Origin of the sequence: Streptomyces sp. NBC_00443, from assembly GCF_036014175.1 — a bacterium.
In the GTDB taxonomy this organism is placed as follows: Bacteria; Actinomycetota; Actinomycetes; order Streptomycetales; family Streptomycetaceae; genus Streptomyces.
This window is the reverse complement of the sequence record NZ_CP107917.1, coordinates 5443838-5456643: the sequence shown is the minus strand read 5'-3', so window position 1 is coordinate 5456643 and position 12806 is coordinate 5443838. Positions and strand designations below refer to the sequence as shown.

14 protein-coding genes are annotated in these 12806 nt (G+C 71.9%); 9 read left to right on the top strand and 5 right to left on the bottom strand.

Annotation, left to right across the window (positions count from 1 at the left end):
* Window positions 1–27 precede the first annotated feature (27 nt).
* Together OHO27_RS24805 and OHO27_RS24800 are read left to right on the top strand one after the other, a co-directional pair.
* Window positions 28–525: a roadblock/LC7 domain-containing protein gene (locus OHO27_RS24805; protein WP_328427191.1), complete on the top strand. Its 498-nt coding sequence runs from the start codon at window positions 28–30 to the stop codon at window positions 523–525.
* 14 nt (window positions 526–539) lie between these two features.
* Window positions 540–914: a hypothetical protein gene (locus OHO27_RS24800; RefSeq protein WP_328427190.1), complete on the top strand. Its 375-nt coding sequence runs from the start codon at window positions 540–542 to the stop codon at window positions 912–914.
* 1 nt (window position 915) lies between these two features.
* Here the strand turns inward: OHO27_RS24800 and OHO27_RS24795 are convergent, their stop codons facing one another.
* The 3 genes from OHO27_RS24795 to OHO27_RS24785 form a co-directional block, all read right to left on the bottom strand.
* Complete coding sequence (locus OHO27_RS24795) at window positions 916–1470, bottom strand: hypothetical protein (protein WP_443059581.1); 555 nt, start codon at window positions 1468–1470, stop codon at window positions 916–918.
* Between the two features lie 131 nt (window positions 1471–1601).
* Window positions 1602–2498 (bottom strand): MurR/RpiR family transcriptional regulator, encoded by an 897-nt coding sequence (locus tag OHO27_RS24790; RefSeq protein ID WP_328427188.1) that lies wholly within the window; start codon window positions 2496–2498, stop codon window positions 1602–1604.
* Window positions 2495–4012: an aromatic amino acid ammonia-lyase gene (locus OHO27_RS24785; RefSeq protein ID WP_328427187.1), complete on the bottom strand. Its 1518-nt coding sequence runs from the start codon at window positions 4010–4012 to the stop codon at window positions 2495–2497. Before OHO27_RS24785 ends, OHO27_RS24790 begins: the two co-directional genes overlap by 4 nt.
* Before the next feature lie 141 nt (window positions 4013–4153).
* On the opposite strand from OHO27_RS24785, the gene OHO27_RS24780 reads away from it, so the two are divergent.
* From OHO27_RS24780 to OHO27_RS24760, 5 genes are all read left to right on the top strand, one after another.
* Window positions 4154–5209 (top strand): ABC transporter ATP-binding protein, encoded by a 1056-nt coding sequence (locus OHO27_RS24780; protein WP_328427186.1) that lies wholly within the window; start codon window positions 4154–4156, stop codon window positions 5207–5209.
* Window positions 5206–5847: an ABC transporter permease gene (locus OHO27_RS24775; protein WP_328427185.1), complete on the top strand. Its 642-nt coding sequence runs from the start codon at window positions 5206–5208 to the stop codon at window positions 5845–5847. The genes OHO27_RS24780 and OHO27_RS24775 overlap by 4 nt, the downstream gene beginning before the upstream one ends.
* A 1-nt stretch (window position 5848) precedes the next feature.
* The gene (locus OHO27_RS24770) at window positions 5849–6511 is read left to right on the top strand and encodes an ABC transporter permease (protein WP_328427184.1); all 663 of its coding nucleotides are present in this window, start codon (window positions 5849–5851) and stop codon (window positions 6509–6511) included.
* A 41-nt stretch (window positions 6512–6552) separates the two neighbouring features.
* Window positions 6553–7485: an ABC transporter substrate-binding protein gene (locus OHO27_RS24765; protein ID WP_328427183.1), complete on the top strand. Its 933-nt coding sequence runs from the start codon at window positions 6553–6555 to the stop codon at window positions 7483–7485.
* Window positions 7486–7576: 91 nt separating this feature from the next.
* A complete protein-coding gene (locus OHO27_RS24760; protein WP_328430531.1) occupies window positions 7577–8005 on the top strand; it encodes a hypothetical protein in 429 nt (142 codons plus the stop codon).
* A 35-nt stretch (window positions 8006–8040) separates the two neighbouring features.
* On the opposite strand, the gene OHO27_RS24755 is transcribed toward OHO27_RS24760, so the two are convergent.
* Window positions 8041–8802 (bottom strand): SDR family oxidoreductase, encoded by a 762-nt coding sequence (locus tag OHO27_RS24755; protein ID WP_328427182.1) that lies wholly within the window; start codon window positions 8800–8802, stop codon window positions 8041–8043.
* Window positions 8803–8958: 156 nt separating this feature from the next.
* Here OHO27_RS24755 and OHO27_RS24750 point away from each other — a divergent pair, with 156 nt between their 5' ends.
* On the top strand, window positions 8959–9789 hold the full coding sequence (locus OHO27_RS24750; RefSeq protein WP_328427181.1) for a helix-turn-helix transcriptional regulator: 831 nt from the start codon (window positions 8959–8961) through the stop codon (window positions 9787–9789).
* Window positions 9790–10145: 356 nt separating this feature from the next.
* Here the strand turns inward: OHO27_RS24750 and OHO27_RS24745 are convergent, their stop codons facing one another.
* A complete protein-coding gene (locus OHO27_RS24745) occupies window positions 10146–11534 on the bottom strand; it encodes a cystathionine beta-synthase (RefSeq protein ID WP_328427180.1) in 1389 nt (462 codons plus the stop codon).
* A 159-nt stretch (window positions 11535–11693) separates the two neighbouring features.
* Here OHO27_RS24745 and OHO27_RS24740 point away from each other — a divergent pair, with 159 nt between their 5' ends.
* The gene (locus tag OHO27_RS24740; protein ID WP_328427179.1) at window positions 11694–12728 is read left to right on the top strand and encodes an SGNH/GDSL hydrolase family protein; all 1035 of its coding nucleotides are present in this window, start codon (window positions 11694–11696) and stop codon (window positions 12726–12728) included.
* Window positions 12729–12806 lie beyond the last annotated feature (78 nt).

Genomic DNA, 12806 nt, shown 5'->3' with positions numbered 1-12806 from the left:
CGGTCCCGCGCCGAGAGGAGACACCTGATGGCGGCCGAGGTCCCGATACTCGACGAGTTCCGCCGGCTCAGAGCCCGCGTGCCCCAGCTGACCGGAGCACTCGCGGCCGGTGTGGACGGCCTCGTCCTCGCCCACGACACCCCCGGCGTCGAACCGGACGGCCTCGCCGCCCTCACCGCCGCCGCGCTCGGCGTCGCGGTGCGGGTGACGGACGCGACCGGCCGCGGCGACTTCCGCGAACTGCTCATGCGCGGCACGGAGGGCTATGTGGCGACGTACGCCGCGGGCCGTACCGCCGTGCTGACGCTGCTCGCCCAGGACGGCGTCAACGTCGGCCGGCTGCACCTGGAGGGCCGCCGCGCGGGTGCCCGGATCGGGGAGCTCGTCGACGCGGAGGCGGCACCTGTGCGCCGCAGCCCTGCCAAGAGCGCCGCCAAGGAGCCCGCCAAACCCATGCCCACCCGCACGAGAACCGCGCGCGCCGCACGCAGCAACACCAACGCGCGTACCACTACTGAGAGTTGAGAGGAACACACGTCATGGCCAACACCGAGACCACGCTGAAGGAATGCCTCGCTTCGATCGAGGGCGCGACCGGGGTCGCGCTCGTCGACTACACCAGCGGAATGGCGCTCGGCACGCTCGGCGGCAGCAAGACCTTCGACCTCAATGTCGCCGCCGCCGGCAACACCGACGTCGTCCGCGCCAAGATGCGCACGATGGAGCACCTCGGCCTCAAGGGCGGCATCGAGGACATCCTGATCACCCTCAGCGACCAGTACCACCTGATCCGGCTGATCGCCGGGCGCGGGGGCAACGGTCTCTTCCTGTACCTGGTCCTCGACGCCAAGCGCGCCAACCTGGCCATGGCCAGGCACCAGTTGCGGAGGATCGAGGAGGACCTGGAGGTCTGACCTACACGAGCGCCGCGGTGCGGCGGCGGGCCCCGCCCGGGGCCGCGTCGCCCGCGGCGACGCCGGTGGTGCGGTAGCCCTTCACGGCCTTGCCCGCGGGGCGGCCGCCGCGGCCGTCGAGCCAGTCGACCCGCGCCCACAGCAGCGCGTTCTCGGCCCGCTCCAACCGTCCGAGCCACGCCGCCTTGAGCCGCAGGCCCGCTCCGCACCCCGCCAGCAGCATCCCGCCGGCCGCCGGCACCGCGAACGCGCTGCCCAGCGCTGCGAGGAACGCCAGGACCAGCCACCAGCAGTGGCCCCGGCGCCAGTTGCGCACGGCGACCGAGCGGTCCTGGAGCACGTCGTGCTTGCCGGCGCGGGTGGCCGAGCCGATCAGCGCGGTGTAGCGCTTGCGGCGCACGGACGCCACCACGACCGCCGTGACGATGAACAGCGCGGCGCCGGCCAGGACGCCGATCCTGCGGCCCGTGATGCCCGGCACCAGCGCCCCGATCCCCGCCGCGAACATCCCGAGCCACCACAACGGCGCCGCCCCGGCCCGTACGACGACGGCCACTCGAGCCAGCCCCTGTCCTCCATGTCCTCCACCGCGTGCCACGTTCCGCCTCCCGTCCCAGCACTGTCCATCAGCTGTGCGCGCACGCTAGCCAGCCAACGTGAGACGAGCCTTAAGAAGCGGTCAGGAACTCACTCCACGAACAGCCCCCGCACCGCCGCCCGCGCGTCGAACTCCTCCAGTCGCGCCTGGGCGTCCGGGAGGTCGTCGCACATCGCCTCCAGCAGGACCCGGCCCAGCAGCATCGGCGCGCAGGCCGTGTCGAACGCGAGGCCCGTGCCGACGGCGGCGGGCAGCAGCAGGTCGGAGACCTTGGCGACCGGCGCGAAGGCGGAGTCGGCGACGGTCACGACCGTCAGCCCGGCCTCCTTGGCGTAGGTCAGGGTGTCCACGACCTCGCGCGGGTGCCGGGGCAGCGCGAAGCAGAGCAGGGCCGTCGCGCCGGCCTGTACGGCGGCGTCGATCCGGTCGTGGATCATCGTGCCGCCCTCGTGCAGCAGCCGTACGTCCGGGTGGACCTTGGCGGCGAAGTAGGCGAAGCCGTACGCCTGGGAGGCCGCGGCCCGCAGGCCGAGCACGGGCAGCGGGCGGGAGGCCGAGAGCAGGCGTCCGGCCTTCTGCACCGGGCGCGGGTCGGCGAGCACCTCCGCGAGGTGCCGCAGGTTCTCGATCTCGGCCTCGACGGCCTGCTGGTACTCGTTGTACGAGCCGGTGTCCGCCGCCGGCTCCATGGGCGCGACCTCGCGCAGGTGCCTGCGCAGGGCGGGATAGCCGTCGAAGCCGAGGGCGACGGCGAAGCGGGTCACGGACGGCTGGCTGACCCCGGCCAGCTCGGCCAACTCCACGCTGGACAGGAACGGCACGTCGGCGGCCCGCCGCACCATGCTGTGTGCGATACGCCGCTGGGTCGGGGTGAGCCGGTGCCCCTCGAAGAGCGCCTGGAGACGCGCGGCGGGGCTGTCGGCCCCGTGGGGCGCCCCATGGGACAGCCCGTGTGCCGTTCCGCTCGTGGTCCTGTCCGCGCTCATGCGGCGCTCCCCCTCCAGATGTCCGTGAACCGGTCCAGCAGTGCTGCCGCCGCCGTCACGTCGTCGGTGAGCGGACGGTCGGCCAGGTCGTCGTCGAGCTCCGACTCGGCCAGCTCCAGCGCCCGGCTCACGCCGAGCTCGGGTTCGGGCCTGAGGCCGCGCAGCCGCAACGCCCGTACGGCGGCGACGAGTTCACAGCCGACGACGAGACGGTACGCGTCGCACGCGCGCAGTGTCTGCCGCGCGGCGAGCGAGGCGAAGCTGGCCTGCTCCTCCACGCCCCGGGAGAGTACAGCGTGGCCGAGCGAGGCGGGGGCAGAGAACGCGCGCAGGTCGCCGAGGGCGGCACCGGCGGCGTACTCCAGGATCATCACGCCGGACGAGGCGGGCTCCTGGTCGGCGAGGAAGGGCTTCAGGCGAGTGTAGGCGGGCTCGTTGAGGGTCGACAGGCGGGACGTCGACAGCCGTGCCACCTGGGTCAGCGCCAGCCTGAAGTGGTCCAGGGAGAGGGCGAGTTGGGCCTGGTAGAAGCCGCCGTGGTGGTAGGCGGCCATGTCCTCGGGGGAGATGAGCGGGTTCTCGGCGGCCGCGTTGATCTCGACGGCCAGCACCTGCTCCAGGGCGTCGGCCGCGTCGTGCGCGGGGCCGTGGATCTGCGGCAGGCAGCGGAAGCCGTACGGGTCCTGGAGCCGGCCCAGCGGAGGGGTGGGCCGGTCCTCGGCGCCGATGAACTCCCGCATCTCGCGCGCGACTTCGGAGCTGCCCCGGTGCGGTCGGGCGGTGTGCACGGGAGCGGCGTACGCCTCGTGGGAGCCATCGACGGCCAGCAGTGACAGCGCGGCGACGACCTGGGTGGCGGCGACGAGCCCGCGCAGTTCGTGCAGCGCGAGGGCGGCCTGGCCGAGGGTGAGGGCGTTGCTGCTGATGAACGCGAGGGCGTCGTTGTTGTCCAGCGGCTGCGCTTCGGGGGCGCCGGGCCCCCGCCACGGATGTTCGCCGGCCAGCGCGAGGCCGGTCTGCGCCAGCGCCGCGAGGTCGCCGGTGCCGACCGAGCCGAACTCGTTCACGACCGGGTGGGCGCCGCTCTCCAGCGCCTCGCACATGGCCGTGATGACGGTGGGCCTCAGGCCCGCGCCGCCGGCCAGCAGTTGGTTGGCCCGTACGGCGAGCATGGCCCGCACCTGCCGGGCGGGCAGCTCCTCGCCGATGGCGCCGGCGTGGCTGCGCAGCAGACGCAGGCCGTGCTCGGCGGCGGCCTCGGTGGGCACGTCCTCGTTCCGGTTGGCGCCCACGCCGGTGGAACGGCCGTAGACCCGCCCGGTCGCGGCGATGAGGCGGGCGGCGTCCCAGGACTCCTCGGCGCGCTTCATCGCGTCGGTCGCGGCGACCGGCCGGGCGGTCCCCCCGGCGAGGCGTACGACATCCTCGACACCGAGCCCGATCCCGTCGAGGACGACCAGGGCGGTGTGCCCAGACGTCACAGCACTCGGCGCGTCCACGATCCGAGACGACATAAAGCCCAAACTCCCCTCAATGCGGACATCGGGTCTCGCTTGTCGGTCATCCGTTACTTCGGATTTACACCAACCCGTTGACAACCTATTCAGCTACCAAGAACTCTGCATGACGTTATACAGCCGGGCAAGGGACAACTCATGATCCAGTTCGACGCGGTCCACAAGCGCTTCCCCAACGGCACGACAGCAGTCCACGATCTCTCCCTGGAGATGCCGGAGGGCGGCGTGACCGTCCTGGTCGGGTCCTCCGGTTGCGGCAAGACGACCACGCTGCGGATGATCAACCGGATGGTGGAGCCGACTTCCGGCACCATCCGGGTCGGGGGCAAGGACGTCACCCGGCAGGACGCCGCCGAGCTGCGCCGTTCCATCGGGTACGTCATCCAGCAGGCGGGCCTGTTCCCGCACCGCACGGTGCTCGACAACGTCGCCACCGTGCCGCTGCTGCTGGGCCACGGCCGCAGGAAGGCCAGGGCCCGCGCGGCCGAGCTGCTGGAGACCGTGGGCCTGAGCCCCGACACCGGCAAGCGCTACCCGCACCAGCTCTCCGGCGGCCAGCAGCAGCGCGTCGGCGTGGCCCGCGCGCTCGCCGCCGACCCGCCCGTGCTGCTGATGGACGAGCCGTTCGGCGCGGTCGACCCGGTGGTCCGCACCCAGCTCCAGGACGAACTTCTGCGCCTGCAGAAGGAGTTGAGCAAGACCATCGTCTTCGTCACGCACGACGTCGACGAGGCCGTACGTCTCGGCGACCAGATCGCGATCTTCCGCACCGGCGGCCACCTCGTCCAGTGCGCCTCCCCCGCCGAGCTCCTCGCCCGCCCGGCCGACGACTTCGTGGCCGACTTCCTCGGCGCCGAGCGCGGCCTGAAGCTGCTGTCGCTGCGGACCCTCGCGGACATCCCGCAGGGCCCGGCGCCTCAGGGCGGCGACTGGAGCCTCGTACGCGACGAGGCCGGCAAGCCCCTGCACTGGCGCTCGCCGGACGCCGCCGAGATCCCCGTGCGGCCGCTCAAGGACTCCGACTCCCTCCTCGCGGCCCTCGACGAGTCCATCGCCTCCCCCACCGGCCTGATAGCCCGCGTCGACGCCGACGGTGTCCTCACCGGCGTCTCGTCCCGCGACGACATCCACGAGCACGCGGGCCGGGCGCACACCGAGGCCCGTGCCCACGCGGAGACCGAGGTGGCCGCATGACCATCGACTGGTCGTGGATAGGCGACCATACCGACGACCTCACCACCCTCACCGTCTCCCACCTGCAGGCCGCGCTCACCGCCGTGCTGCTCGGCGTACTGATCTCGCTGCCCCTCGCGGTGATCGCGCACCGGATCCGCCCCCTGCGCGGCTTCCTGCTGGGCCTGTCGAACGTGCTGTTCACGATCCCCTCGATCGCGATCTTCGTCCTGCTGCTCCCGGTCTCCGGCCTCACCCGCACCACGACTGTGATCGGCCTGACGGTCTACACGCTGGTCGTCCTGCTCCGGAACACGGTCGAGGGCCTCGACTCGGTCCCCGTGAAGGTGAAGGAAGCCTCGAAGGCGATGGGCACGCGCCCCCTGCGCACGCTCCTCACCGTCGAGTTCCCGCTCGCACTGCCCGTGATCATGGCCGGCGTGCGGATCGCGACGGTCATGTCCATCTCCCTGGTCTCGGTCGCGACCTATATCGGCGACGGCGGCCTGGGCCAGCTCTTCACCGACGGCTTCCAGCGCAACTTCCCCACCCCGGTGATCGCCGGAGTGGTCCTCACCCTCCTGCTGGCCGTGGTCGCGGACGCGGCCCTGGTCGCCCTGCAGTACGTCCTGACCCCATGGCAGAGGCGGCGAGCCTGACATGTTCGAACTCTTCAAGAACCTCGGCGACTGGCTGGTCGGCAGCGAGCAGTGGTCCGGCTCGGACGGCATCGCGCACCGCCTGGCCGAGCACCTCCAGTACTCGCTGCTCGCCACGCTCATCGCGGCGGCGATCGGCCTCCCTCTCGGCCTGCTGATCGGCCACACCGGCAAGGGCGCTTTCGTCGCGATCAACCTCGCGTCCTTCGGCCGCGCGCTGCCGACCGTCGGCCTGGTCGTCCTGGTCTTCCTGGCCGGCGGACTGTCCATGCTCCCGGTCTACGTCGCCCTGGTCGCCCTCGCGGTCCCGGCGATCGTCACCAACACCTACGCGGGGATGACGGCCGTCGACCCGGACGTGAAGGACGCGGCGCGCGGCCAGGGCATGCGCGCCCACCAGGTCCTGTTCCAGGTGGAACTGCCGCTCGCCCTCCCCCTGATCATGACCGGCCTGCGCCTGGCCCTGATCCAGGTCGTGGCCACGGCGACCATCGCCGCGTACGTCTCCTTCGGCGGCCTGGGCCGCTACGTCTTCGACGGCCTCGCCCAGCGCGACCTCGTGCAGGTGCTCGGCGGCGCGGTGCTGGTCGCCGTGGTCGCCGTGGTCCTGGACCTGCTGCTCTCCGGCCTCCAGCGCTTCCTCTTCCGCCACCGCACTGCCTAGGGACCCTATCGATGAACCGACGCTCGACGAACGGACGCGCGATGAACCGACGCACCCTCCTCGGCGGCCTCTTCGCAGCGGCCTCCGTCCCCGCCCTCGCGGCCTGCTCCAGCGGCATCACGTCCCTCGAAGGCCAGGGCTCCGCCGGCTCCGGCGGCGGCTCCAGCAAGGGCGGCCTCACCATCGGCACCGCCAACTTCACCGAGAACCAGGTGCTCGGCTACCTGTACGCGGCCGTCCTGGAGGCGGCCGGCGTGAAGGTCACCGTCCGCCCCAACCTCGGCACCCGCGAGATCCTGATCCCCGCCCTCAGGGGCGGCGACATCGACCTGCTCCCCGAGTACCAGGGCGCCCTGCTGCACTACGTCTCGCCCAAGGCGAAGGCCACGGAGGAGGGCGAGATGCAGAACGCCCTCACGATCGCCCTCCCCAGCGGCCTCCAGGTGCTGCCGTACGGCATGGCCGAGGACTCGGACGCCTTCGCCGTCACCCGGGAGACGGCCGAGAAGTACGGGCTGGCGTCCCTCGCCGACCTGAAGAAGCAGAACGGCAAGCTGGTGATCGGCGCGGCGCCCGAGGTGAAGAAGCGGGAGGTCGGGGCCGTGGGCCTCAAGGAGGTCTACGGGGTCGAGTTCAAGGAGTTCAAGTCCCTCGACTCCTCCGGTCCGCTGGTCAAGGGCGCCCTGAAGAAGGGCGACGTGGACGTGGCCAACCTCTTCACCACGGACACCGACATCCAGGCCAACGACTGGGTGGTCCTGACCGACCCCAAGAACCTCATCCCCGGCCAGCACGTCGTCCCCCTCATAGCCGACCGCAAGGCCGACGCCACGGTCCGCAAGGCCCTGGCCCGCCTCGGCAACACCCTGACGACCGCCCAGCTCACCGAGCTGAACCGGCTGGTCGACAAGGACAAGAAGGATCCGGAGGACGTGGCGGACGAGTACGCCAGGGAGCACGGGCTGGTGAAGTGACGGCGCACTGCCGTACACCCCCATCCGAACAGGGGGGCTAACCCCAGTGCGGCCCCCGCTCCCGCTGCCTACCTTGGATCCCATGACCGGAATGGACGCGCGGGACACCGAACTCAAGAAGGAACTCAACGCGACCCTGCAGGCCCGCAGGGAGCTGGGCGAGGAGTACGAGTCCGCGCTGGTCGACTCATTCATGGAGAAGGTCGACCAGCGCATCGACGGGGCGGTCGAGCGCCGCATGCGGCGCCAGATGGCCGAGCAGCAGATGGTGGCGGCCCGCGGCTCGCGGTCGCCGAGGCCGACGGACTCCTTCGGCGAGCGCTTCGGCTTCGCCATCGTCTCGCTGGTCCTGGCGATCCCGCTGTCCGGGATCGGCGCGGGCGTCGCAGACCTCCCCGGCCTGCTGGTGACCTGGGTCGGCATCGTCGGGGTCAATGTCGTCCAGGCGGCCCGCACCAATCCCGGCCTCTTCCAGGGCTGGCGCCGCAAGGCCAAGGACGAGGACCGCTGGGAGGGCTGACCCTCCGCACCGGCCCATGAGGTTCACGCCTAGGTTCAAGCCTGCCGGGTCGGCATGGCCATGATCTGCCGCAGGTTCACATGCCGGGGGCGGCTCGCGGCGTAGGCCACCACATCGGCGAGCTCCGCCGCCGACAGCGTGCCCATCGCCTCGACCATGCCGTCGACCTGCGCCGAGATCTCCTCGTTGTCGGTGTGCAGCCGCAGCTCGCTCTCCACGAACCCGGGCTCGATGTTGGTGACCCGTACGTCACGCGGGCCGAACTCTGTGCGCAGGCACTGAGAGAGATGGGTGATCGCGGCCTTCGTCGCCCCGTACACCGCGTAGTTGGGGAAGGCGAGGTGCGCGCCTACGGACGAGATGTTCACCAGGTCGGCGCTGCGGCCCTCGGCGGCGGCCGCCACCAGGTCGCCGGTGAACGCCCGGACGACGCGCAGCACCCCGGTCACATTGGTGTCGATCATCCGCTGCCACTCGTCGAGCCGTCCCGCCTCGACGGGGTTGCCCAGCATGACACCGGCGTTGTTGACGACGAGGTCCACGGCCCCGTACGCCTCGTGGACCCGCTCCGTGGCGGCGGCCACGGACGCGTCGTCGGTGACGTCGGCGACGACGCCCAGCGCCGTGCCCCCGCCCGCGGTGATCTTCGCGGCGAGCTCGTCCAGCCGCTGCCCGCGCCGGGCCAGCAGCGCGACCCGCGCCCCCTGCTCGGCGAGCAGCGCGGCGACGGCCTCGCCGATCCCGCTGGCCGCTCCGGTCACGACGGCGGTACGGCCGGTCAGGTTCTCGTACGACATGGGATTCCTCCAGGTGAGGGAGGTGCCGGGGGGTGTCCCGGCACCTTGCGGACACCACTCACCCTCCGCCGCCGCGCCCGCCCTACCCAGGGCTGCGCTGTTCCTGTGTCTGGCAGTACCAGGCTCACGGCCCGCCGCCCGTCTACGCTCGAAACCATGGACGGGGACCTGGGAGACTTCCTGCGCTCACGCCGCGGCCGCATCCAGCCGGAGGAGGTGGGGCTGCCCTCGTACGGGCGGCGCCGCGTTCCGGGTCTGCGCCGCGAAGAGGTGGCGCAACTGGCCGGAGTGAGCGTCGACTACTACGTCCGCCTCGAACAGGGCCGGGGGCAGAGCGTCTCGGATGCCGTCCTGGACGCGATCGCGCGGGTCCTGCGGCTGGACGAGACGGAGCACGACTATCTGCGCACGGTGGCCCGGCCCCGCGACCGGGGCACCCGCCACCCGGACACGGCTCGCGTGCGCCCGGGCGTCCAGACCCTGCTGGACAGCATGGACCGCACGCCCGCCTTCGTCATCGGCCCCCGCATGGACGTCCTCGCCTGGAACGCCCTCGCCGACGCGGTCAGCGACTACGGCCGTACGGCTCCCGCCGACCGCAACATCCCCCGGCACGTCTTCCTCGACCCCGGCTCCCGGGCCCGCTACCCGGAGTGGCCCGCGATCGCCGCGCAGGCGGTCGCCCACCTCCGCCTGAACGCCGGCCACCGCCCGGACGACAGCGAGCTGTGTGCCCTCGTCGGCGAACTGTCCGTCAAGAGCGAGGACTTCCGCCGACTGTGGGCGGACCACCAGGTCGAGGCCTGCATGTCCGGCACGAAACGCATCCAGCACCCGCTCGCGGGCCTGCTGACCCTCCCGTACGAGACCATGACCATCCAGACGGAACCGGACCAGACGATGGTGGTGTACACACCGGCCCCGGGCTCGGAGACGGCGGAGAGGCTTGCGCTGCTGGGGAGTTGGGCCGCGGCGGAGACGGGCTGAGGCTGCCGGCGACCCCGACCGGCCGTCGGACAGAGCTATGCGCGGGGACCGCCGCACCCCCGTTGCCGGGGGGCGGGACGACGGCGGTCCCCGCGAGGGACGTCGACCGGGTCAGGGCCAGGTCTCACGTCCGGGCGTCCATGGAGGTCCGGGAGCCGCTCCGGAGGTCCTTGGACGTTCGGCGCCGGCACGGGCGGGGAGCCGCTCCCGCCCTGCCGACACCCCTAATGTGCCCGACCCGTGTTAAGCGGGTGCTGCGTGGACGTGACGCGCTCGTACCAGTTCCGCGACGGTCCGAGCGGCCCCGGCCACCGCAAGTTCGCCGCGGACACGGGCCGTTCACCGCAGGTTTGCCGCTACTTCCCGCCCTTGGCGAGGAAGGCCAGCAGGTCCTGCCGGCTGATCACACCGGTCGGCTTGCCCTCGACGAGGACGATCGCCGCGTCGGCCGCGCCCAGCACGGACATCAGGTCCGCGACCGGCTCACCGGAGCCGACCTGCGGCAGCGGGGCCGACATGTGCTTCTCCAGCGGGTCCTCCAGCGAGGCCCGCTTGGTGAACAGGGCGTCGAGCAGCTCGCGTTCGACGACGGACCCGACGACCTCCGCCGCCATGACGTCGGGGTGGCCGGCGCCCGGCTTGACGATCGGCATCTGCGAGACGCCGTACTCGCGCAGCACCTCGATGGCCTCACCGACCGTCTCGTCGGGGTGCATGTGGACGAGAGACGGGATGGCGCCGTGCTCCTTGTCGTTGAGGACGTCACCGACGCGCGCGCTCGGGCCGGTGTCCTCGAGGAAGCCGTAGTCGGCCATCCACTCGTCGTTGAAGATCTTGGAGAGGTAGCCGCGGCCGCTGTCCGGCAGCAGCACGACCACCACGTCGTCCGGGCCGAGCCGCTCGGCGACCCGCAGCGCGGCCACGACGGCCATGCCGCACGAACCGCCCACCAGCAGGCCCTCCTCCTTCGCCAGCCGCCGGGTCATCTGGAAGGAGTCCTTGTCGGACACGGGGACGATCTCGTCGGCGACGGTCCGGTCGTACGCCGTCGGCCAGAAGTCCTCACCGACGCCTTCGACGAGATACGGCCGCCCGGACCCGCCGGAGTACACGGAGCCCTCGGGGTCGGCGCCGACGACCTGCACCTTGCCGTCGCTGGCGTCCTTGAGGTAGCGGCCCGTACCGGAGATGGTGCCGCCCGTCCCCACACCCGTCACGAAGTGGGTGATCTTCCCCTCCGTCTGCTCCCACAGCTCGGGGCCGGTGGAGTGGTAGTGGGAGAGCGGGTTGTTGGGGTTGGAGTACTGGTCCGGCTTCCAGGCGCCCGGCGTCTCACGGACCAGCCGGTCGGAGACGTTGTAGTACGAGTCCGGGTGCTCGGGATCGACGGCCGTGGGGCAGACGACCACCTCGGCGCCGTAGGCCCGCAGCACGTTGATCTTGTCGGTGCTGACCTTGTCGGGGCACACGAAGATGCACTTGTACCCCTTCTGCTGCGCCACGATGGCGAGGCCGACACCGGTGTTGCCGCTGGTCGGCTCGACGATCGTGCCGCCGGGCTCGAGTGCGCCGCTCTCCTCCGCGGCCTCGATCATGCGCAGGGCGATGCGGTCCTTCACGGAGCCGCCCGGGTTGAAGTACTCCACCTTGGCCAGGACGGTAGCCCGGATGCCCTTGGTCACGTTGTTGAGCCTCACCAGCGGGGTGTTGCCGACGAGGCTGATCATCGAGTCGTGGAAATGCACCGTTGTCTCCGGATGCTGCAAAAGAAGTGGTCTTAGTGGTTCCGCCAGCCTATGGCCTGCACGGGGCCCATGACGGTCGTTCACTCCTCGTTGGGATTGGGCCACGGCCTGTGCGGGGCAAGCAGTTGATGTACGGCTATGAGGAGGTGGCGGCGACGCATGACGAGCATGTCGAGGGCGAGGGTGGCACGGCGGATCGCGGCGGGCGCCGCGTACGGCGGCGGCGGCATCGGTCTGGCGGGGGCGGCGGCCGTCGGTCTGGTCCTCGCCGAGGTGCGGATGGCCCGGCGCCACGTGGGCAACGGCACGAGCAACCACGTACCGAACGCCGACGGCCGGTACGGCCGCCTGTACGCCACCCCCGGCGAACCGCACCTGCGCCTGACCATCCTCGGTGACTCCACGGCCGCGGGACAGGGCGTGCATCGTGCGGGGCAGACGCCGGGGGCGTTGCTGGCGTCGGGGCTGGCGGCGGTGGCGGAACGCCAGGTGGTGCTGCGCAACGTGGCCCTGCCGGGCGCCCGCTCGGACGACCTGGACCGCCAGGTGGCCCTGGTGCTCGCCGATCCGGCCCTGGTGCCCGACATCTGCGTGATCATGGTGGGCGCGAACGACGTCACGAACCGCATGCCGGCCACCCGCTCAGTGCGGCACCTGTCCGCCGCGGTACGGCGCCTGCGCACGGCCGGCGCGGAGGTCGTGGTGGGTACCTGCCCCGACCTCGGCACGATCGAACCGGTCCAGCAGCCGCTGCGCTGGCTCGCCAGACGGGCCTCACGCCAGCTGGCGGCCGCCCAGACGATCGGCGTCGTCGAACAGGGCGGCCGCACGGTGTCGCTGGGCGACCTACTGGGCCCTGAGTTCGCGGCGAACCCGCGCGAGCTCTTCGGCCCCGACAACTACCACCCCTCCGCGGAGGGCTATGCCACGGCGGCGATGGCCGTCCTGCCGACACTCTGCGCGGCCCTGGGCCTGTGGCCGGCGGAGGAGGAGCGCCCCGACGTCACCCGTCGCGAGGGCTTCCTCCCGGTGGCCCGTGCGGCGGCCGAGGCCGCTTCGGAGGCGGGCACGGAGGTCACGGCAGCCATGCCGACCGGCCCGAAGGGCCCCTGGGCCCTGCTCAAGAGGCGGCGCCGGCGGAGGGTGCAGGAGGCCGAGCCGACGTCCACGCCGCCCAGCCCGTCCGGCGTGTGAGGACGCGGCCCGTTCCGCCTCACCCGGGAGAGCAAAGCAAGCGCTTGGAAAGCTGCGGCAAAGGTCACATGCCCATCC